The organism is Dietzia psychralcaliphila (genome assembly GCF_003096095.1).
GTDB lineage: Bacteria > Actinomycetota > Actinomycetes > Mycobacteriales > Mycobacteriaceae > Dietzia > Dietzia psychralcaliphila.
Genome location: NZ_CP015453.1, coordinates 2,215,136 through 2,235,010, shown reverse-complemented (window position 1 = coordinate 2,235,010; position 19,875 = coordinate 2,215,136). Strand labels below are relative to the sequence as shown.

The 19,875-nt window shown below is 70.3% G+C and carries 20 protein-coding genes and 1 pseudogene; 16 read left to right on the top strand and 5 right to left on the bottom strand.

Annotated elements, in window-relative coordinates:
* Positions 1-18 precede the first annotated feature (18 nt).
* The 4 genes from A6048_RS10230 to A6048_RS10215 all read left to right on the top strand — a co-directional run bounded on the left by A6048_RS10230 (position 19) and on the right by A6048_RS10215 (position 4,727).
* Positions 19-2,613, top strand: coding sequence for a bifunctional FO biosynthesis protein CofGH (locus A6048_RS10230; RefSeq protein ID WP_107749145.1), 2,595 nt, complete (start codon positions 19-21; stop codon positions 2,611-2,613).
* Between the two features lie 85 nt (positions 2,614-2,698).
* Positions 2,699-3,022 (top strand): ferredoxin, encoded by a 324-nt coding sequence (gene fdxA, locus A6048_RS10225; RefSeq protein WP_107749144.1) that lies wholly within the window; start codon positions 2,699-2,701, stop codon positions 3,020-3,022.
* Positions 3,023-3,027: 5 nt separating this feature from the next.
* The gene (gene dapC / locus A6048_RS10220) at positions 3,028-4,140 is read left to right on the top strand and encodes a succinyldiaminopimelate transaminase (protein WP_146166383.1); all 1,113 of its coding nucleotides are present in this window, start codon (positions 3,028-3,030) and stop codon (positions 4,138-4,140) included.
* A gap of 125 nt (positions 4,141-4,265) precedes the next feature.
* Positions 4,266-4,727, top strand: a complete 462-nt coding sequence (locus A6048_RS10215; protein ID WP_162533931.1) for a helix-turn-helix domain-containing protein — start codon at positions 4,266-4,268, stop codon at positions 4,725-4,727.
* A 39-nt stretch (positions 4,728-4,766) separates the two neighbouring features.
* On the opposite strand, the gene istB is transcribed toward A6048_RS10215, so the two are convergent.
* Both istB and istA read right to left on the bottom strand, forming a co-directional pair.
* Positions 4,767-5,549, bottom strand: a complete 783-nt coding sequence (gene istB / locus A6048_RS10210) for an IS21-like element helper ATPase IstB (RefSeq protein WP_107749439.1) — start codon at positions 5,547-5,549, stop codon at positions 4,767-4,769.
* Positions 5,546-7,117, bottom strand: a complete 1,572-nt coding sequence (gene istA / locus A6048_RS10205; protein ID WP_342352587.1) for an IS21 family transposase — start codon at positions 7,115-7,117, stop codon at positions 5,546-5,548. Before istA ends, istB begins: the two co-directional genes overlap by 4 nt.
* Here istA and A6048_RS18260 point away from each other — a divergent pair.
* Together A6048_RS18260 and A6048_RS10200 are read left to right on the top strand one after the other, a co-directional pair.
* Positions 7,092-7,238, top strand: a complete 147-nt coding sequence (locus A6048_RS18260) for a hypothetical protein (protein WP_159110380.1) — start codon at positions 7,092-7,094, stop codon at positions 7,236-7,238. The genes istA and A6048_RS18260 overlap by 26 nt on opposite strands.
* 59 nt (positions 7,239-7,297) lie before the next feature.
* Positions 7,298-8,014, top strand: a pseudogene (locus A6048_RS10200) (IS30 family transposase); the annotation flags it as partial.
* 58 nt (positions 8,015-8,072) lie between these two features.
* On the opposite strand, the gene dapD reads toward A6048_RS10200, so the two are convergent.
* Positions 8,073-9,041: a 2,3,4,5-tetrahydropyridine-2,6-dicarboxylate N-succinyltransferase gene (gene dapD, locus A6048_RS10195; protein WP_107747292.1), complete on the bottom strand. Its 969-nt coding sequence runs from the start codon at positions 9,039-9,041 to the stop codon at positions 8,073-8,075.
* Positions 9,042-9,102: 61 nt separating this feature from the next.
* Between dapD and dapE the strand changes: the two genes are divergently transcribed.
* From dapE to A6048_RS10155, 8 genes are all read left to right on the top strand, one after another.
* Entirely contained in the window at positions 9,103-10,272 is a 1,170-nt protein-coding gene (gene dapE, locus A6048_RS10190; protein WP_412523691.1) for a succinyl-diaminopimelate desuccinylase, read from the top strand.
* Positions 10,273-10,307: 35 nt separating this feature from the next.
* On the top strand, positions 10,308-11,108 hold the full coding sequence (locus A6048_RS10185) for an LOG family protein (RefSeq protein WP_107747294.1): 801 nt from the start codon (positions 10,308-10,310) through the stop codon (positions 11,106-11,108).
* Positions 11,108-11,662 carry an LOG family protein gene (locus tag A6048_RS10180; RefSeq protein WP_107747295.1) on the top strand — a complete coding sequence of 185 codons (555 nt, stop codon included), beginning with the start codon at positions 11,108-11,110 and terminating at the stop codon, positions 11,660-11,662. Before A6048_RS10185 ends, A6048_RS10180 begins: the two co-directional genes overlap by 1 nt.
* Before the next feature lie 68 nt (positions 11,663-11,730).
* Positions 11,731-12,543, top strand: a complete 813-nt coding sequence (gene folP, locus A6048_RS10175; protein WP_235027604.1) for a dihydropteroate synthase — start codon at positions 11,731-11,733, stop codon at positions 12,541-12,543.
* A 75-nt stretch (positions 12,544-12,618) separates the two neighbouring features.
* The gene (locus A6048_RS10170; protein ID WP_107747297.1) at positions 12,619-12,969 is read left to right on the top strand and encodes a DivIVA domain-containing protein; all 351 of its coding nucleotides are present in this window, start codon (positions 12,619-12,621) and stop codon (positions 12,967-12,969) included.
* A gap of 91 nt (positions 12,970-13,060) precedes the next feature.
* Positions 13,061-13,228 (top strand): DUF3117 domain-containing protein, encoded by a 168-nt coding sequence (locus A6048_RS10165; RefSeq protein ID WP_107747298.1) that lies wholly within the window; start codon positions 13,061-13,063, stop codon positions 13,226-13,228.
* Between the two features lie 79 nt (positions 13,229-13,307).
* A complete protein-coding gene (locus A6048_RS10160) occupies positions 13,308-14,783 on the top strand; it encodes a leucyl aminopeptidase family protein (RefSeq protein ID WP_107747299.1) in 1,476 nt (491 codons plus the stop codon).
* Entirely contained in the window at positions 14,780-15,685 is a 906-nt protein-coding gene (locus A6048_RS10155; protein WP_244911002.1) for a putative RNA methyltransferase, read from the top strand. Before A6048_RS10160 ends, A6048_RS10155 begins: the two co-directional genes overlap by 4 nt.
* Here the strand turns inward: A6048_RS10155 and glgA are convergent.
* On the bottom strand, positions 15,674-16,840 hold the full coding sequence (gene glgA / locus A6048_RS10150; protein ID WP_200837369.1) for a glycogen synthase: 1,167 nt from the start codon (positions 16,838-16,840) through the stop codon (positions 15,674-15,676). The genes A6048_RS10155 and glgA overlap by 12 nt on opposite strands.
* A gap of 143 nt (positions 16,841-16,983) precedes the next feature.
* Between glgA and glgC the strand changes: the two genes are divergently transcribed.
* Entirely contained in the window at positions 16,984-18,210 is a 1,227-nt protein-coding gene (gene glgC / locus A6048_RS10145) for a glucose-1-phosphate adenylyltransferase (RefSeq protein WP_107747301.1), read from the top strand.
* 137 nt (positions 18,211-18,347) lie between these two features.
* On the opposite strand, the gene A6048_RS10140 is transcribed toward glgC, so the two are convergent.
* Positions 18,348-18,956 (bottom strand): O-methyltransferase, encoded by a 609-nt coding sequence (locus tag A6048_RS10140; protein WP_107747302.1) that lies wholly within the window; start codon positions 18,954-18,956, stop codon positions 18,348-18,350.
* 208 nt (positions 18,957-19,164) lie between these two features.
* Between A6048_RS10140 and sigE the strand changes: the two genes are divergently transcribed.
* Positions 19,165-19,788 (top strand): RNA polymerase sigma factor SigE, encoded by a 624-nt coding sequence (gene sigE / locus A6048_RS10135; protein ID WP_107747303.1) that lies wholly within the window; start codon positions 19,165-19,167, stop codon positions 19,786-19,788.
* The last annotated feature ends 87 nt before the right edge of the window (positions 19,789-19,875 follow it).

Sequence of the window (19,875 nt, the reverse complement as noted above, 5' to 3'; positions counted from 1 at the left end):
TGGGGCATCATCGCGGTCATGGATCTCGCCCCGGTACCCGTCGATCCCGAGCCCACCTCGTCCGCCATGCGGCGCGCGTTGCGGCGGGCCCGCGACGGTCTGACCCTCGATGTGACCGAGGCGGCCGTACTGCTGGCCGCACGCGGTGACGACCTGCGTCAGCTCACCGCGCTCGCTGCCGGGCGCCGCGACGCCCGCCTCGTCGACGAGGGCCGTCCGGGCGTGGTGACCTACTCCCGCAAGGTGTTCGTCCCCCTCACCCGCCTGTGCCGGGACCGCTGCCACTACTGCACCTTCGTGACCGTGCCCGGCAAACTCCGCGCCGCGGGCGAGGGAATGTTCCTCGACCCCGACGAGGTCGTGGATCTGTGCCGACGCGGTGCGGAGGCCGGGTGCAAGGAGGCCCTGTTCACCCTGGGCGACCGACCGGAGGACCGCTGGCCCGAGGCGCGCGAGTGGCTCGAGTCCCGAGGTTTCTCCTCGACACTGGACTACGTGCGCGCCATGGCGATCCGGGTCCTGGAGGAGACGGGGTTGCTGCCGCACCTCAACCCCGGCGTGATGAGCTGGTCGGAGCTGTCCACGCTCAAGCCGGTCGCACCGTCGATGGGGATGATGCTCGAGACCACCGCCACGAGGCTGTTCACGACTCCCGGCGAGTGCCACCACGGCAGCCCGGACAAGGACCCGGCCGTGCGGCTGCGCACCCTCACCGACGCCGGTCGGCTCGCGGTGCCGTTCACCTCGGGGATCCTGGTGGGCATCGGGGAGAACAGGACCGAGCGGGCGGAGAGCCTGCTCGCGCTGGCGGGTCTGGCGCGCGAGTTCGGTCACCTCCAGGAGGTGATCGTGCAGAACTTCCGGGCCAAGCCGGACACCGCGATGCGCGGGGTGGCCGATGCCGACAGGGACGAGTTCCTGGCGGCGATCGCCGTGGCGCGGCTGGTGCTCGATCCGCGGGTGGCCGTCCAGGCGCCGCCCAACCTGGTCGACAGGGAGGACGTCCTGGCCCTCATCGGGGCGGGGGTGGACGATCTGGGTGGCATCTCCCCGTTGACCCCGGACCACGTCAACCCCGAGCGTCCGTGGCCGCACCTGGAGGGGCTGACCGCCGACCTGGCGGCGGCGGGCTGGGCGCTGACCGAGCGTCTCACCGCCCACCCGCGCTACGTCGGCGCGGGTGACGCCTGGATCGACCCCAGGGTGTCGGGCCACGTCCACGCGCTGGCCGACCCGGGCACGGGTCTGGCGGCGGTCGGCGACGGCAGTGAGGGCGGCGACGACGAGGTCGTTCGGCCCACCGGTCGTCCCTGGCAGGAACCCGACGACGACTGGGACTCGAGCGGACGGACCGATCTGCACACCGCGATCGACTCCGAGGGCCGCAACACCGATACCCGCTCGGACATCGGGGAGGCCTTCGGCAACTGGGACGTCATCCGGGCCCGCGCCGCCGAACTCGGAGCGGCCGCACTGGCTCCCGAGCGCGCGGACTCCGAGGTGCTCGCGGCGCTGAGGGCCGCGGAGTCGGACCCGGCTTCCCTCACCGACGAGCAGTACCTCGCGCTGGCCACGGCCACCGGTGACGGGCTGGCCGCTGTTGCCGGACTCGCCGACCGGATCCGCGCGGACGTGGTGGGGGAGACGGTGACCTACGTGGTCAACCGGAACATCAATTTCTCCAACATCTGCTACACCGGTTGCCGGTTCTGTGCCTTCGCCCAGCGCAAGGGGGACGCCGACGCGTTCTCGCTCTCGGCGAACGAGGTCGCCGACCGCGCGTACGAGGCGTACGTCTCCGGCGCGTCCGAGGTGTGCATGCAGGGCGGGATCGACCCGGACCTACCGGTCTCCGGTTACGCCGACCTCGTGAGGGCCGTCAAGGAGCGGGTGCCGTCCATGCACGTCCACGCCTTCAGCCCCATGGAGATCTCGAACGGGGCGGCCCGCTCGGGAGTGGGAGTCCGGGAGTGGCTCACCGAACTGCGGGCGGCCGGGCTGGACACCATCCCCGGGACGGCCGCCGAGATCCTCGACGATGAGGTCCGCTGGGTGCTGACCAAGGGCAAACTGCCCGCCTCCGAGTGGATCGACATCGTCACCACCGCCCACGAGGTGGGTCTGCGGTCGAGTTCGACGATGATGTACGGCCACGTGGACACCCCCAAGCACTGGGTGGCGCACCTCCGCACGCTCCGGGGGATCCAGGAACGCACCGGCGGGTTCACCGAGTTCGTCCCGCTGCCGTTCGTGCACCGCAGCGCCCCGCTCTACCTGGCGGGGGCTTCCCGTCCCGGGCCGACACGCGAGGAGAACGTCGCGGTCCACGCGTTGGCCCGGATCATGCTGCACGGCGCGATCGACAACGTACAGACCAGCTGGGTCAAGCTCGGGGTGGCGGGCACGCGGACCATGCTCCGCTCGGGTGCGAACGACCTCGGTGGAACGCTCATGGAGGAGACGATCTCGCGGATGGCCGGCGCGGAGAACGGCTCGGCCAAGACCCCGGGGGAGATCGAGGAGATCGCCACCGGTATCGGTCGGCCCGCCCGGCGTCGGGACACCGTCTACGGACCGGCACCCACACAGATTCCCGTGACCGTCGTCACATAGCGCGGCGGGCTCCGGGGCGGCTTCGTCCTGGACGCCGGGTGTGACATACGATGCAGGCCATACCGCTACGAGGAAGGTGGCCGACGTGACCTACACGATCGCAGAGCCGTGCGTCGACGTGATGGACAAGTCCTGTGTCGAGGAGTGTCCTGTCGACTGCATCTACGAGGGTGGACGGATGCTGTACATCCACCCCGACGAGTGTGTCGACTGCGGCGCGTGTGAGCCCGTCTGTCCTGTGGAGGCGATCTTCTACGAGGACGACACCCCGGACGAGTGGACCGAGTACAACACCGCCAACGTCGACTTCTTCGTCGAGCTGGGATCGCCGGGCGGCGCCGCCAAGGTGGGCAAGGTCGACTACGACCACCCGTTCATCAAGGCACTGCCCCCCATGAACCAGGAGTGACCCCGGTGGTGTCGCGCCCGGAGCGTCGTCCGCCCGGGCGCGCGCTCCCCGTGTTCCCGTGGGACACCCTCGCCGAGGCGAGAGCGTTGGCAGCCGCGCACCCCGACGGCCTGGTCGACCTCACCGTCGGCACGCCCGTCGACCCGGTCGCACCGGTGATCCGTGAGGCACTCGCCGCCGGCTCCGCCGAACCGGGTTACCCGACCACGGTGGGGACCACGGAGCTTCGCCGCGCCGCTGTCGACGCGCTCGCCCGGCGCTACGGGATAACCGGACTCGACACCGGGTCCGTCCTCCCCGCGATCGGCACCAAGGAGCTCATCGCCGGACTGCCGGCGCAGCTCGGGCTGGGTCCGGGTCACACGGTCGTCGTACCAGAGGTGGCCTACCCGACCTACGAGGTGGGGGCGCTGCTCGCGGGGGCGACCGTCGTACGCGCCGATTCGCTGACGCAGCTCGGCCCGTCCTCGCCGACCCTGCTCTACCTCAACTCGCCGTCGAACCCCAGCGGCAAGGTGCTCGGGGTGGAGCACCTCCGCAAGGTGGTCGGCTGGGCCCGCGAACGTGGGGTGATCGTGGCCTCCGACGAGTGCTACCTCGGCCTGGTGTGGGAGGGCGAGGCGCCCTCGATCCTCGACCCGCGCGTCTGCGACGGCGACCACACCGGGCTCCTGGCCCTCCACTCGCTGTCCAAGACTTCGAACCTGGCCTCCTATCGTGCCGGGTTCGTGGCGGGCGACCCCTCTCTGATCGCGGAGTTGCTGGCGGTGCGAAAGCACGCGGGTCTGATGATGTCGCTGCCCGTCCAGGCGGCGATGACGGCGGCGCTGCGGGACGACGCGCACGAGGCCGAACAGCGCGAGCGCTACCGGGCCCGTCGCGCGCTCCTGCTCCCGGCGGTGCAGGGCGCCGGATTCCGCATCGACAGCTCGGAGGCGGGCCTCTACCTCTGGGCGACCCGGGACGAGCCCTGCCGGGACACGGCGGACTGGTTCGCCCGGCGCGGTGTCCTGGTGGCACCCGGGGAGTTCTATGGATCGGCGGGTGCGCGGCACGTTCGCATCGCCCTCACCGCGACCGACGCCACAGTGGCCGAGGCGGTCCGCCGGCTGGCCTGAGTCGGGTGCGCCCTCGCTCCCACCATCGAAAAGAGCGTTCCGCGCACCTGCTCTCGGGCGGTTTCATACGGTTGTTGCAACGTCGCTCCTGAGAGGCGGGGGCGGTTTGACTGTAGGAGATCGCGGTGCCTGGTGCGCGGTTGTCGGTTGTCGAGCGGGCCAAGATCGAGACCTTGTTTGGGCAGGGGTTGACCTACCCGGAGATCGCCGAGCGGATCGGGCGTAGTCGCACCACGGTCTGGCGGGAGGTCGAGCGCAACAACTCCCGCCGGGGTGCGCGGTGCGCGAAGGGGCAGGGGGCTCGGCACCCGCATCGAAAGCGGGGCCACACGCCGGGCCTGTCCGGGTCGTATCGCTGGCTGTACTCCTGCGAGCAGGCTCAGCGCAAAGCCGATGAGCGTGCCAGGCGCAAGCGTGCGGGCAAGCTCAGGCCTGGTCACGGCCGTGCCTATCCGCCGCTGTGGTCTACGGTCAAGGCCAAGCTCGAGCTGCGGTGGTCACCGATGCAGATCTCGCGGTGGCTTGTCAAGGGACATTGGGATCTCCCTGTGGGCGGTCAGTTCATCTCCCTGCTCACGGACAGCTGATCTCCCTGTGCGCGGTCAGTTGATCTCCCTGGTGGTCGGTTAGTGCAATGGGACCACCCCCTTGCCGGCGGTGGCTTCGGCGAGCCGGAGGGAGGTGCCCTCGGTGATGATGACGTGGGCGTGATGCAGTAGTCGGTCCACGGCGGCGGTGGCCAGGGTTTTGGGCATGAAGGTGTCGAATCCCGCGGGGTGCAGGTTGCTGGTGACCGCCAGGCTGCGGCGTTCGTAGGTGGCATCGACCAGGCGGTAGAACGCCTCTGCGGCGGCTTGACCTGCGGGCAGCATCCCGATGTCGTCGACGACGATGAGCTCGGCGCGGGTGATGCGGGCGATGACTTTGCCGGCGGAGCCGTCCACGTTGGCGCGTGCCAGGGCTTCGGTCAGTGATTCGAGGGTGAACCAGGAGACCCGCATGCCGGCGTCGATGACGTTGTGGGCGAGGGCCTCGACGAAGTGCGTCTTTCCGGTGCCTGAGGGGCCACTGATGGCGAGGTTCTCGGCTCGGTGGACCCATTCCAGTCCGGCGAGCGCTGACTGGGTCGGCGCGGGGATGGAGGAGTCGGCTTCGCGCCAGGAGTCGAACGTCTTGCCGGCGGGGAGTCCGGCGGCCTTGCGGCGGGCGGCTTTGGTGGCCTCGTCTCGTCCGCGGATCTCCTCGGCGAGCAGGACCCGCAGCAGTTCGGTGGGGTCCCAGCGTTGGGCTCGGGCGGTGGCCAGGACCTCGGGGGCGGCGGCCCGCAGGTAGGGCATGCGCATTCGTTTGAGTACCGCGGTCAGGTCCTCGGGCAGTGGCACCGCCGGCGTGGTTGTCGGTGTGCTCATCGGGCGGTGTCCTTTCGGGTGCCGAAGCCGGCCCAGGCTCCTGTGCCGGGCTGAGCGGAGTGGGCTTCGTCGGCGATGACCAGGTCCGCACCGGTCGCGCCGGTGGCCAGGTGCCGGACGATCGCTGCGACGTCGCCGTCGGCGAACCGTCCGGCCGCGGCAGCAATCCCCAGTGCTTCGTCCACGTCGTCGGCGCCGACCAGGGCGGCCAGCTCGACGGCGTCGACCATCTTGGCCCGGATCCGCGAGGTCCCGGCGGCGGAGGCCTCGATCAACCAGGACTGGGCTCCATCGCCCAAGGCTAGGAACTCCTTCTCGGCCTGGGATCGAGCCTTGGGCCGGGGTGGGCGCGGTGCCCCGTCGGGCTCCTGCGGGTGGTTGGGGTAGTGGCCCAGATCGATGCGCGGCGTGCCCGGGGTGGACAAGTGGTGCCGCGCCACCTCGCACAGTCCCCGCCGATCGGCGACCCAGTCCGGGGCCACGGGTAGCCGGTCGAGGTCGGCGACGATGACCAGGTCCATGCCGTCGGCGCGGACCCACACCTCAGCGCCGACCAGTCCCGGTGGGGTGGAGTAGCGCACTGACCCGAATCGGATGGTCTGATCGGTGCCCACGGTGCGGGTCTGGCCCAGCGCCATGGTGTGGGGCGCCGTCGGCAGTACATGCAGACGACGGCGCTCCTGGGCCAGAGCCTCATTCGGGACCCTTGCCGACTCCCGATGCTTACGGGAGTTGACCTTGGCGCAGAACTGCTCGCATGCTGCCTCGAGCTCGGCGAACGAGCCGTACTGCTCCCGCAGGTTCGCCTCGGTGGGCACCACATCGGCCTTGGCTAACCGGACGGTGGACTCGGTGCCGCCTTTGGACTCCGGATCGAACGGCACACAGGTGTGCACCTGGGTGCCGTAGTGACGTGCGGCCTGGACGATCTGCGGATGACGCACCGGCACACCGGCGACGTGATCCACGCTGACCGTCTTGGCGTTGTCGGTCAGCACGTAGGTCGGTACCCCGCCCACGCGGCGCAGGGTCGCGTCCAGGCAAGCGATCAGCGTGGGCAGTTTCTGGTCCCACGCCGGGATGACTACCCGGAAGCGGGACCACGCCAACCAGGCGCAGAACAGCAACGTCGAGCGCAGGACCCCGTCCGGGCCGGGGACTTTCGGCCCTTCGCCCCAGTCGAACTGCAGCCACAGGCCCGGCTCGGTGATCCACGGCCGGTAGGTGCGCTGATGCCCGGCCCGCCACGCGGCCTTGACCTGCGCCACCGCCCGCCTGGTCGTGCGCTCAGTGCCGGTGAACCCCATCGCCACCAGCCGTTCGTGGACGATATCGGCGCGGACCTTGCCGTTGCCGCGCTCGACCCACTCCTCGATCTTGGGCATGTACTCATCGAGCATCCGCGGACGGCGGCCCGCGCCGGTCACCGGACGCCCCTGGTCACGAGCGGCGACGTACCGCCGCACGGTCTTGGGATCCACACCCGCCAGCTGCGCGGCGGAGTGCGCACTTTCAGTGGCGTCGTATGCCTCGAGAATTTCCATGATCTCCCTGTCAGACTTCTTCATGCGTCCCTCCGGTGGAACAGCGCTCGTGGTGGTCGAAGACCTCGAGCACATCCCCGGAGGGGCGCTTTTCGCGGGACCGACACGGCCCGATCCCTTGGCCACGGACAGGGAGATCAACTGACCGTCAGCAGGGAAGTACGTGTCCGCCTACAGGGAGATTGGCATGGCCGCTAGCAGTGGCTCACGCTGACCTACCCCGATCAGCCGGAGATGCATGTGTCCCACGAGACGATCTATCAGGCCATCTACTTCCAAGCACGGGGTGGATTCCGGATGGAGATCGGCAGGCAGGTCGCTCTCAGGTCCGGCCGTCGACAGCGCAAACCGCAGTCGCGCAAGGCGTCGGCCGACCGCACCGGCAAGGCCTGGGTCAAGGGGTTCAACGTCTCGACCCGGCCTGCCGAGGCCGAGGATCGAGCAGTTCCGGGGCACTGGGAGGGCGACCTGGTCCTGGGTGCCCGCAGCGCTTCGGCGATTGTGACCCTGGTCGAGCGGCATTCGCGGTACGTGATGCTCGGTTCGCTACCGCGGTCACGGGTCAGTGAGGAGGTCATCGGGGTTCTGATCGAGCGTATGGGCCAGTTGCCCGATCACCTGCTCAGGTCGCTGACCTGGGACCAAGGCTCGGAGATGGCGAAGACCACCAAGTTCACGTTGGCCACCAACTGCCAGGTGTACTTCTGTGACCCGCACTCGCCCTGGCAGCGTGGCTCCAACGAGAACACCAACGGGCTGCTCCGGCAGTACTTCCCGCGGTCCTCAACCGACTTCCGCACCTACACCCAAGCCGACCTGGACGCCGTGGCCGCCGAGCTCAACGGACGACCACGGCAAACCCTCGACTGGAGAACCCCAGCACAAACCCTCAACGACTTCCTGGTTGCAACAACCACTTGACTTCAAGTCGGCCGATGTGTGCGGAACGCTCTTATCGATGTGGGTGCGTCGGGGGTGGTCAGTCGTTGGCGTGGAGCGCCTCGTTCAGCCCGACGCCCTCCCGCTTCCACGGCACGGCCTCGACGGCGCCGGAGACCGAGTTGCGACGGAAGAGCAGGTTGTCCATCCCGGAGAGCTGACCGGCCTTGACGGGCTCACGGTCGGCCCACGCGCCGGCACGGACGTCCACCTTGGTGCCGGCGGTGACGTAAAGCCCGGCCTCCACCACACAGTCGTCGCCGAGCGAGATCCCGATTCCGGAATTCGCACCCAGCAGGCATCGCTCGCCGATCGAGATGGTCTCCTTGCCGCCGCCGGAGAGGGTGCCCATGATCGAGGCGCCACCGCCGACATCGGAGTCCGCGCCGACGACCACTCCGGCCGAGACGCGTCCCTCGACCATCGACGGCCCCAGGGTTCCGGCATTGAAGTTGACGAAGCCCTCGTGCATGACAGTCGTCCCCTCCGCCAGATGTGCGCCCAGGCGGACCCGGTCGGCGTCGGCGATCCGGACCCCGGACGGGACCACGTAGTCCACCATCCTCGGGAACTTGTCGACGCCGTAGACCGTCACCGGGCCGCGGGCGCGCAGCCTCGCCCGCACCATCTCGAATCCCGGGACCGCGCAGGGACCGAAGTTGGTCCACACGACGTTGGACAGGGTGCCGAACAGTCCGTCCATGTTGGCGAAGTGCGGCCTGATGAGCCGGTGGGAGATCAGGTGAAGTCGGAGGTATGCGTCGTAGGCGTCGGTCGGGGGCTGCGTGAGGTCCTCGATCTCCACCCGTACCGCGACCCGTTCCACACCGCGGTCGGCGTCGGGTCCGGTCAGGGAGGCGAGCTCCTCGGGGACCTCGTCACCCGACAGGACACGGTGACCGCCGTCGGAGGCCGCACCGAGCTCCGGTGCGGGATACCACACGTCGAGGACGGTGTGATCGGACGTCAGGGTGGCGATTCCGGTGGCCACGGCTCCATGTGCACTCATGACCCCGATGCTAGCGGTCGGCCCCGGCGCACACCGGCCACGGGCATCTAAGGTGGACGCCGTGACCGCCGCCCTCGACCTGACCGCAGACCCGGTCGACCTCACCCGCGCCCTCGTTGACATCGCCAGCCCCTCCCGTGAGGAGGCCGCGATCGCCGGGGCCGTCCACTCCGCGCTCGAGTCCGTCATCGCCGGCTTCACGGGCCCGGCCGCCGGACGGACGGAGCTCGTCCGCGAGGGCAACCGGGTCCTCGCCCGCACCCGCAGGGATCTGCCGTCGCGGGTGGTGCTGGCAGGCCACCTCGACACCGTTCCCGTGGCGGACAACGTGCCGTGCCGACTCACGGGTGAGGGCGCCGATCTCGTCCTGCACGGGTGCGGAACCGTCGACATGAAATCCGGCGACGCCGTGTTCCTCCACCTGTTCGCCACCCTGGCCGACTCCGAGGAGCTCGCGCACGACCTCACGCTGGTCCTCTACGACTGCGAGGAGATCGAGGCCACCGCCAACGGCCTCGGGTTCCTGGAACGCACCCACCGGGACTGGCTCACGGGGGACGTGGCGATCCTCGGGGAACCCACCGGGGGCCTGGTCGAGGCGGGATGCCAGGGGACCCTCCGGATCAGGGTGCACACCCGCGGCGTCCGCGCCCACTCCGCTCGGAGCTGGTTGGGCGACAACGCCGTGCACCGCCTCGCCCCGGTCCTGGCGAAGCTCGAGGTTTACGAGCCGCGGTCGATCGACATCGACGGGTGTGTCTACCGGGAGGGGCTACAGGCGGTACGGATGTCCGCGGGTGTGGCCGGAAACACCGTCCCGGACGAGGCGTGGCTCGACGTCAACTTCCGGTTCGCCCCGGACCGGGACACCGGCGCCGCGCTCGCCCATGCGCTCGACGCGCTCGGTGTGCCCGATCAGGCTCGAGTCGCCGAGGGGTCGGAACCGCCGACCGGTCCCGGCCTGTACTGGGAGCTCACCGACCTGTGCCCCGGGGCGCTGCCCGGCCTCGGCGCCCCGGCGGCCGCGGACCTGGTGCGGGCCGCGGGCGGCCGGGTGCGGGCCAAGTACGGGTGGACCGACGTGTCCCGGTTCGCGGCCCTGGGTGTCCCCGCCGTCAACCTCGGTCCCGGCGACCCCGGGCTGGCTCACACGCGTGACGAACACTGCCCGGCCACCCAGATCACCGAGGTCGCCGAGGTGCTCCGCGCCTACCTCACCACATCCGGCTGAACCCGGAACCCACCCCACTAGGAGACCTTCCCCTGATGGCACCGAACGACTCCGTACACCTGCGCGGCCCCCTCCTCCTCCGACGGGACAAGGGCGGTGATCGCACGACCACCGACCAACGGCTGCTGGACACCAACCAGGACACCGACTGGTTGCACACCGATCCGTGGCGGGTCCTGCGCATCCAGAGCGAGTTCGTCAACGGGTTCGGTGCGCTCGCGGAGCTACCCGACGCCGTGAGTGTCTTCGGCTCGGCGCGGACCCGTCCGGGTGATCCCGCCTACGAACAGGCGGTGGAGCTGGGACGAGCCCTCGCGGAGGCGGGGTACGCGGTGGTGACAGGCGGTGGGCCCGGTCAGATGGAGGCGGCCAACAAGGGTGCCTGGGAGGCCGACGGCGAGTCCGTGGGCCTGGGTATCGAGCTACCCATGGAGCAGGGGATCAACCGCTGGGTGGACCTGGGTCTGCACTTCCGCTACTTCTTCGTCCGCAAGACGATGTTCGTCAAGTACACGCAGGCGTTCGTCTGCACCCCGGGTGGTTTCGGCACCCTCGACGAGTTCTTCGAGGCCATCACCCTGGTCCAGACCGACAAGATCACCCGGTTCCCGATCGTCCTGCTGGGAGTCGACTTCTGGACCCCGCTCGTGGACTGGATCCGGGGCACACTGGCCGAGCAGGGCATGGTCTCGGCCTCCGACCTGGACCTGTTCCTGGTCACCGATTCCGTGTCCGAGACGGTGGAGTACATCCGCGAGGCGCACCACCGGGTGGCACTGACCGCCGAACAACGCGAGGACCTGGTGGGCGAGGAGCACCGAGGGGTCGAGCGTTGATGGCACCCGTCCCCGGGCGCAGGGTATGCGTCTACTGTGCGTCCTCGACCTACGATCCCGCGCTGTTGGAGATCGCCTCCGAGGTGGGCGCCGGGATCGCCCGTCGTGGGTGGTCACTGGTCTCCGGCGGCGGCAACGTGTCCATGATGGGAGCGGTCGCCGAGGCGGCACGGGACGGCGGCGCCAGGACCGTCGGCGTCATCCCCGAGGGCCTGCGGGTGCGTGAGGTGGCCGATACCGCCGCGGACGAGCTGGTGGTGGTCACCACGATGCGCGAACGCAAACGCGAGATGGAGGAGCGTTCCGACGCGTTCCTGACCCTGCCCGGGGGGATCGGCACCATGGAGGAGATGTTCGAGGTGTGGACGTCCGCCTCGCTGGGTTTCCACCACAAACCGGTCGTGCTCTACGACCCGATCGGCTTCTACCGACCTCTTCTGGACTGGGTCGGCGGACTGGCGGAGTCCGGGCTGGTCAAGCCACAGGCGTTCGACAGCCTCGTGGTGCGTGACGACCTGGAGGCGGCCCTCGACGCCTGCGGAGGTCGTCGGTGAAACCCCCGGGCCCGGCGCCACTGCCCACGCTCTGTGGTCGTCCGGTCCCGGTGGACCGACCCCTGGTGATGGCGATCGTCAACCGCACCCCGGATTCCTTCTACGACCGTGGAGCGAGTTTCACCGACGAGGCCGCGATGCGCCGGGTCGACCAGTCCGTGGCGGACGGCGCCGACATCCTCGACATCGGGGGAGTCAAGGCGGGTCCGGGTGAGTCGGTGGACGCACGAGAGGAGATGCGGCGGGTCGTCCCCTTCGTCGAGGCGGTGCGGGCCAGGCACCCGGGCGTGGTGATCTCCGTGGACACGTGGCGCGGTTCGGTCGCCCGCCGGGCCCTGTCCGCCGGGGCCGACCTGGTCAACGACACCTGGGCGGGACACGACCCGGAGGTCCTGACCGCGGCAGGTGAGGCGGGGGCGGGGTTCGTGTGCTCCCACACCGGCGGCGCCGTCCCTCGCACGCGTCCCTTCCGGGTGGGTTATCCCGACGTCGTCCTCGACGTGGTCTCGGAGCTGTCCGCAGCCGCTGAACGGGCGATCGCCGCCGGGGTCCCGGCGGACGGGATCCTGGTCGATCCCACCCATGACTTCGGCAAGAACACCTTCCACGGCCTGGAACTGTTGCGACGGATGGACGAGATCGTGGCTCTGGGGCATCCCGTCCTGATGGCGCTGAGCAACAAGGATTTCATCGGCGAGACACTGGACGCAGGGATCGACGACCGGGCCGAGGGCACGCTGGCGGCGACCTCCGTCGCGGCGATGATGGGTGCACGGGTGTTCCGCACCCACGACGTGCGGGCGACACGCCGGTCGGTGGAGATGGTGGCTTCCATCGTGGGTACCCGCCCACCTGCACGAACCGTCCGCGGGCTCGCCTGACTCGGGCGGGCCCCCGCTGCGTCACGTGTGCCAGACTGGTGGCCCGGTCCGAACCAGATGAGGGGGCGCGCCCGCATGCTCACGGTCGTCATCTACGTGGTCATCACCCTGATCGTGGCGGCGGCGCTCTTCGCCCTGTCGATCGTGGTCTTCGGCCGTTCGGAACTGCTGCCGGCGGTCGCACGGGGCCACACGGTCACGACGCTGCCCGAGGGGTCGTTCACCGGCGACGATCTGCGATCGGTCCGGTTCGGCATGTCCGCGCGCGGCTACACGATGTCGGAGGTCGACTGGGCACTCGAGGAGGCGGCCGCTGAGATCGACCGCCTCCGGGCGCGTCTCGCCGGGGACGGAAACCTCGGCGAGACCTCTGACGAGGCGGGCCCAGAACGCGCTCCCGCGTCCGGGGCCGGTGTGACGCGCTAGAATCGGCAACATCCACTCAGCGATACCGCACGTGGGAGCGGCCGTCCTCACAGGACGCCGCCCACTGCCAAGGACGAAGGGAATCGACCCGATGGCGGCTATGAAGCCCAGGACCGGTGACGGACCGATGGAAGCGGCCAAGGAGGGCCGCGGGATCGTCATGCGCGTCCCTCTCGAGGGTGGCGGACGCCTCGTCGTGGAGTTGACCCCCGACGAGGCGAAGTCGCTCGGCGCGGAGTTGACCCAGGCCATCTCCTGATCGTTCCCAGCTCTGGCGAATCGACGCACCCGGCCCACGCGGCGGGTGCGTCGATTCGGTTCCACGGAAGGTTCTCCCGATGTCCGAGGTCCCCTCGCGTCCACTGCCCACCGTTCGCGTAGTCCGCGGACCGGAGCCCACGACCGGATGGTCGCTGGTCACCCGGGCCCCGGAGGAGGGCCGATCCCTCCGCGGCCGCGCCGTGGAGGCGCGGACGAGTGCGGTCGACGGGCGGCCGGTGGTGGAGGTCGAGATCGACGCGACGGCTCCCCGGCCCGGGTGGTCGGGAGCGGTGGACGTCGGAATCGGGTACCGCCGAGCGGGTGCGGCCGTGGCCAGACACCTGCGGGATGCGCGGCGGACCGAAGAGGTCGGGGTGTCCGTTCCCGGAACGGTCCCGCCCGACCGGGTCGGCGATCTGGTCCTCGGATATCTGCTGGGTGCGCGCGGTCAGGACGTGTTCGCCGCCGGTCCGGCGCCCGTGGCGCCCGAGCTGGTGGTGTGGGTGTCATCCGGGGCCGGAGCGGGTGACGACGACGAGGCGGTCGTCTCCGCAACGGTTGCAGCGGCCCGGGAGGCCGCCCGCGCCACCGCGCTGGCGCGAGACCTCGCGGGAGCTCCCGCCGATCTCAAGTCCCCCGAGTGGCTCGTGTCCCGGATGTCCGACGAGTTGTCCACCGCCGGGATGCGGACACAGGTGCTCGAGGGGGAGGACCTGGTCGCCGGCGGTTTCGGCGGTGTCCTCGCGGTGGGCGGCGGGTCGGCCGCGGCCCCCCGAGTCCTGGTGGCGCGCCGCCCAGGCCCCGGCACGCGGGTGTTGCTGGTGGGCAAGGGGATCACGTTCGACACCGGAGGGATCTCGGTCAAACCGGCCGAGGGGATGCATCTCATGCGCACCGACATGGCCGGCTCGGCCGCCGTAGTGGCAGCGGCGGCTGCGTTCTGTTCTGAGGTCGGCGCGCGGTACGCGGATCTCGATCTGACGGTCGTGGTCCCCTCGGCTGAGAACATGCTCTCCGGGTCCGCCTACCGTCCCGGGGACGTCGTCACGCACGTGGGCGGCACGACCTCCGAGGTCACCAACACCGACGCGGAGGGCCGCATGGTGTTGGCCGACGGGCTGGCCCACGGGATCGCCGAGTGCGACCCGGACGTGGTGGTGGACGTCGCCACCCTCACCGGGGCGATGAAGGTCGCACTGGGCATGCGGACCGGTGCGGTGATGGCGACGGACGACGACCTCGCAGACCGCGTGTCCGCGGCGGGCGCGGGGGCGGGGGAGCGGTGGTGGCGGCTCCCGCTGCCCGACGACCTGCGCGGCGCCGTCGAGTCCGGAATCGCGGATCGTCGCCAGGCACCCAAGGGGCCGGGCGCCATCACCGCGGCCCTGTTCCTCGAGGGGTTCGTCGACGGGCGTCCGTGGGCACACCTCGACATCGCCGGCCCGGCCCGGTCGCCGGAGGAGATCGACGAGGTCGGCCCGGTGGCGACAGGGTTCGCCACACGCACCCTCGTGGGTCTGCTCCGGGATCTCGTCGACCGGCCGCGGCGGTGAACCCGGCGCCGGCCGCCCTCTCCAGGGCCGTCCCGCTGTTGCGCTGCCCGCTGTGCGGGGATCGGTTGGGGTCCACCGACACCGGCGTGGAGTGCGGCGGCGGGCATTCGTTCGATCGTGCACGCGGTGGCCACCTGACCCTGCTCGGTTCGCGTGGGCGCCGGTTTCCGGGGGACTCAGCCGAGCAGCTCGCCGCCCGCGAGAGGGTTCTCAGCCACGGGCTGTTCGACGGGGTAGCCGACGCCCTGGTGGGGGTGGCGACCGACGCGGTCGGCGTCGCCGAGCGACCCGTGGTCCTGGACGCCGGGGCCGGCACGGGTTTCTATCTGGACCGTGTCATCGGCGCGCTGCGCCCGCCGTCCCCGGCGGGTGGGGACGCCACCGACGGCCCCGGGGAACCGCTCGGGATAGGTACGGAGCTCTCCGTGGCCGCCGCACGTCGGCTGGCTCGCGTGAACCCCCTCGTCACGGCGCTGGTCGTCGATACCTGGGACGGTCTACCCCTGGTGGACGAGTGCGTCGACCTGGTCCAGGTGGTTTTCGCACCGAGGAACCCGTCCGAGTTCGCGCGCGTGCTGCGCAAGGGCGGGACCCTGGTCGTCGCGGTCCCCGGTCCCGGTCATCTCGAACCCCTCCGGACGCAGGCCGGGATGCTCGCACCCGCGGCGGACAAGGCCGAACGGCTGGACACCCACCTGGCGGCGGGGTTCGAACCCGGCCCGGTCCGGGTGGTCGACGTCACCGCCACGGTCCCGGCCGCGATCGCGGCGGACCTCGCGCTCATGGGGCCAAGTGGTGTCCACCTGGACCGGGCCGGGGTCGAGCAGGTCGTCGGGACGGTCGACAGCCCGGTTCGTGTGCACGTCGAGGTGCGGTCCTTCCGCAGGTCTCTACAGGAGTGAGGCGTACATCGCGTGGGTCTGCTCGGCGATGGCCTCCCACGCGAACCGGGTCCGGGCCCGCTCCTGTCCGGCGCGCCCGAACCGGGCGGCCTTCCCGGGGTCGACCACCAGGGCGTTGACGGCGGCCGCGAGACCGGCCTCGAAGGCGTCCGGGTCCGACTCGTCGTAGTGGACGAGTGTGCCAGTCTCGCCGTCGACGACCACCTCGGGGATCCCTCCGACGTCGGAGGCCACGACGGCGGTGTCGCACGCCATGGCCTCGAGGTTGACGATCCCGAGCGGTTCGTACACGGACGGGCAGGCGAACACCGTGGCGGCGGAGAGGATCTCGATGACCTCCTCGCGGGGGAGCATGTCACGGAGCCAGAAGACGCCGTCACGCGTCGACTGCAGCTCGGAGACCAGCCCCTCCATCTCGGCCGCGATCTCCGGGGTGTCCGGCGCGCCGGCGCACAGCACGAGCTGGGCGTCCGGATGGAAGTCACGGGCGGCGCGCACCAGGTGGGGCACACCCTTCTGTCGTGTGATGCGACCGACGAAGGCGACGATCGGGCGGTCCGGGTCGACACCGTGCCGACGGAGCACGGAGTCTTCTCCGGCGAACGTCTCGACCGGTGACCACACCGAGGTGTCGATGCCGTTGAGGATCACGTGGATCCGGTCCGGGTCGATCTCGGGGTACACGCGCAGGATCTCGTCCTTCATCCGTGCACTCACCGCGACCACGGCGTCCGCGTTGGCGAAGGCGTTGCGCTCGGACCACGACGAGACGCGGTATCCGCCACCGAGCTGCTCCGCCTTCCAGGGCCGACTGGGTTCGAGCGAGTGCGCGGACACCACGTGGGGGATGCCGTAGAGCTCTCCGGCGAGATGGCCGGCCAGGCCCGCGTACCAGGTGTGGGAGTGGACGATGTCCGCCCCCTCCGCCGCCACGCACATGCGCAGGCCCGCCGACAGGGTCTTGATCGCCGGGTTGGCGTCCTCGCCCAGCTCCGGATCGGGCCGGAAAGCCCGGGCGGTGTCCCGGTCCGCGCCCATGCACAGGACGTCGACCTCGCACAGCGGCCGAAGCGTGGCCACCAGTTCGGTCACGTGGACTCCCGCCCCGCCGTAGACCTCCGGCGGGTACTCCCTCGTCATCATCGCTACTCGCACACGGGTCAACCTAGCCGTCCCGGGCTCACCCGGGACCGTTGCGGGTGAACCCCGCCCGACCACGGGGTGTCCGTATGGGGCGGCTCGGGGGCAAGTAACGCGATGGTCCGTGACCGAGGCCCGGAAGTCGATACGGTGGTGGGGTGAGGAACCAGCCGCACGTCCTAGCAATCGTTCTCGCCGGTGGCGAGGGCAAGCGACTCTTCCCGCACACGGCGGACCGCGCCAAACCGGCGGTGCCGTTCGGGGGGTCGTACCGACTGATCGATTTCGTGCTGAGCAACCTCGTCAACGCCGGATTCATGCGGATCTGCGTCCTCACGCAGTACAAGTCGCACTCCCTGGACCGGCACATCTCGCAGGTGTGGCATATGAGCGGGATGGGGGGCGAGTACATCACCCCCGTCCCCGCGCAGCAGCGGCTCGGACCGCGGTGGTACACCGGTTCGGCCGATGCCATCCTGCAGTCGCTGAACCTGGTCTACGACGAGAAGCCGGACCACATCGTCGTCTTCGGCGCGGACCACGTGTACCGCATGGATCCCCGCCAGATGCTCGACCACCACATCGCCACGGGGGCCGCGGTCACCGTGGCGGGGATCCGCGTCCCTCGCAGTGAGGCGTTCGCCTTCGGCTGCATCGACGCGGGGGACGACGATCTGATCCGTGACTGGGTCGAGAAGCCCTCCGACCCACCGGGGACGCCGGACGACCCGGATGCGACGTTCGCCTCGATGGGCAACTACATCTTCACCACCGACGCACTCGTCACGGCGCTCAAGGCGGACGCTGAGAAGCCGGACTCCACTCACGACATGGGCGGGGACATCATCCCGGCCCTGGTGGAGCAGGAGCGCGCGTACGTGTACGACTTCGCCCGCAACCAGGTCCCGGGCGAGACGGAGCGCGACCGGGGGTATTGGCGCGATGTGGGGACCATCGACGCGTTCTACGACGCGCACGTGGATCTGGTCTCCGTCCACCCGGTCTTCAACCTCTACAACAACCTCTGGCCCATCCGGACGCAGCAGGACAACCTCCCGCCCGCCAAGTTCGTCAACGGTGGCATGTCCCAGGAGTCGATGGTCGGTGCCGGGACGATCATCTCGGCGGCAACCGTGCGCAACTCGGTGGTCTCGAACAATGTGATCGTCGAGGACGGTGCAGTGGTGGAGGGCAGCGTCCTGATGCCCGGCGTGCGGATCGGTCGGGGCGCCGTGGTGCGCAAGGCGATCGTCGACAAGAACTGCCACATCGGTGCCGGCGACGTGATCGGCGTGGACCACGAGCGCGACCGCCTGCGGTTCCCGATCAGCGCGGGCGGGGTGGTGAGCGTGGCGAAGAACTCCGTCACGTCGCTACCCGGCTGAGCCGAAACGGGGACTCGTCCGGCGCACCGCTCAATCCAGAGCACCGCCGGGTCCAGAGCACCGCCGGGTCCAGCGCACCGCCGGGTCCAGCGCACCGTCGGGTTCACCGCACTGCCGGGTTCAGAGCGCGACCAGGTTCAGAGCGCGACCACGGTCAGCCCGTCGCCGACGGGCAGGACGGTGACGTGCGCGTGTGTGGGCAGGTCCGCGTCGTCCGGCAACGGCGCGTGCTCGCCGATCAGGATCAGCGCGCCGCCGGACCGGAGAAGTTGGTGGGCCCGGGAGACCACCCGGGAGACCGAGTGGTCCGGCACGTCCGCGACGAGCAGGTCGTAGGCGCCGTCAGCGAGCTTGTCGGCCACCTCCAGGGGGCGTGCCGCGATGTAGCGGGCGGCGGACGCGGGGTGTCCGGCAGCGCGGAGGGCGGATCGGGCGGCGTCCAGATGATGAGGGTCGTCGGTGATGCAGGTGACCACGGCCCCGGACCCCGGCCCGGCTGCGGCCAGTATCGCCAGGGCGGGGACGCCGGGAGCGGGCGAGATGCACACCGCGGTACGGGCCGCGGTCAGTCGCGCCACCAGCCGGATCGCCTCGGCGGTCAGCGCGTCCGGCGACGCGGCCCCCAGTTCGGTCGCGTCCGCACGGGCGGGTGCGTACAGCGAGTCGTCGACCAGGTCGGCGCTGCGGCGCGCGAGGTCGGTGAACCGGGAACGGTCGGAGGCGGGGACGTCAGTCGAATCGGACACCTGAGCAGCGTATCGCCGCGCACGTGGACGACGCGTCCAACGCGCGGTGATCGGATCGGTATGAGACTCTCAGGGGGATCTCAGTACGGATATACCGTGAGGACAGCCCGATGCGAGAGGGTGGGACCATGCCGCTCCACGAGGGGGCGACGGAACACTGCGCGCGGACGCCTTCGGGGGACCCCGCGCCGGAAGGCGGCGGAAGCGCATGTACTCGCAGACGGTGCACGGTACGTCGATTGGTCCCGGGGGCGACGGCGACGCGGCGGCCGGAACCGCCCGGTTCGACGCCAGTGGTGACTCCGCCGACATGCCCTCCTGGTCGCAACTCGTCGCCCAGCACGGGGACAGGGTGTACCGACTCGCGTTCCGTCTCTGCGGCAACGCCCACGACGCGGAGGACATCACCCAGGAGGCGTTCATCCGGGTGTTCAGGTCCCTGGACAAGTACAAGCCGGGCACCTTCGAGGGATGGATGCACCGCATCGTCACCAACCTCTTCCTGGACATGGCGCGCCGTCGGTCGCGGATCCGCTTCGAGGCGCTCCCGGAGGACGCCGAGCGGGTCCCCGGTCGAGAGCGCAGCCCGGAGCAGGTGCTGGCCGAGGAGACATTCGACCCGATCCTGCAGACCGCACTGGCCAACCTCTCACCGGAATTCCGCGCGGCCGTGGTGCTGTGCGACATCGAGGATCTGAGCTACGAGGAGGTGGGCCGGATCCTCGGCGTGAAGATGGGGACGGTCCGCAGCCGCATCCACCGGGGACGCTCCGCGTTGCGCGCCGAGCTCGAGGCGGCCGGCGTGACCGGGGTGCACCAGGGCATCGACTGATTCCCCGGGGACACCCGGGGACACCCGGGAACCCCGGGCGCACCCCGCGCGTTGAACACCCCGTACGAGTAGGACGGGTGCACCGAG

What these genes read in the sequence shown, in the direction of transcription:
- A6048_RS10230 (WP_107749145.1), top strand. Translation starts at nt 19, where the DNA reads ATGGATCTCGCCCCGGTACCCGTCGATCCCGAGCCCACCTCGTCCGCC.
- istB (WP_107749439.1), bottom strand. Translation starts at nt 5,549, where the DNA reads ATGAGCACACCGACAACCACGCCGGCGGTGCCACTGCCCGAGGACCTG.
- A6048_RS18260 (WP_159110380.1), top strand. Translation starts at nt 7,092, where the DNA reads ATGATCTCCCTGTCAGACTTCTTCATGCGTCCCTCCGGTGGAACAGCG.
- istA (WP_342352587.1), bottom strand. Translation starts at nt 7,117, where the DNA reads ATGAAGAAGTCTGACAGGGAGATCATGGAAATTCTCGAGGCATACGAC.
- dapD (WP_107747292.1), bottom strand. Translation starts at nt 9,041, where the DNA reads ATGAGTGCACATGGAGCCGTGGCCACCGGAATCGCCACCCTGACGTCC.
- A6048_RS10185 (WP_107747294.1), top strand. Translation starts at nt 10,308, where the DNA reads ATGGCACCGAACGACTCCGTACACCTGCGCGGCCCCCTCCTCCTCCGA.
- A6048_RS10180 (WP_107747295.1), top strand. Translation starts at nt 11,108, where the DNA reads ATGGCACCCGTCCCCGGGCGCAGGGTATGCGTCTACTGTGCGTCCTCG.
- folP (WP_235027604.1), top strand. Translation starts at nt 11,731, where the DNA reads ATGGCGATCGTCAACCGCACCCCGGATTCCTTCTACGACCGTGGAGCG.
- A6048_RS10170 (WP_107747297.1), top strand. Translation starts at nt 12,619, where the DNA reads ATGCTCACGGTCGTCATCTACGTGGTCATCACCCTGATCGTGGCGGCG.
- A6048_RS10165 (WP_107747298.1), top strand. Translation starts at nt 13,061, where the DNA reads ATGGCGGCTATGAAGCCCAGGACCGGTGACGGACCGATGGAAGCGGCC.
- A6048_RS10160 (WP_107747299.1), top strand. Translation starts at nt 13,308, where the DNA reads ATGTCCGAGGTCCCCTCGCGTCCACTGCCCACCGTTCGCGTAGTCCGC.
- sigE (WP_107747303.1), top strand. Translation starts at nt 19,165, where the DNA reads ATGTACTCGCAGACGGTGCACGGTACGTCGATTGGTCCCGGGGGCGAC.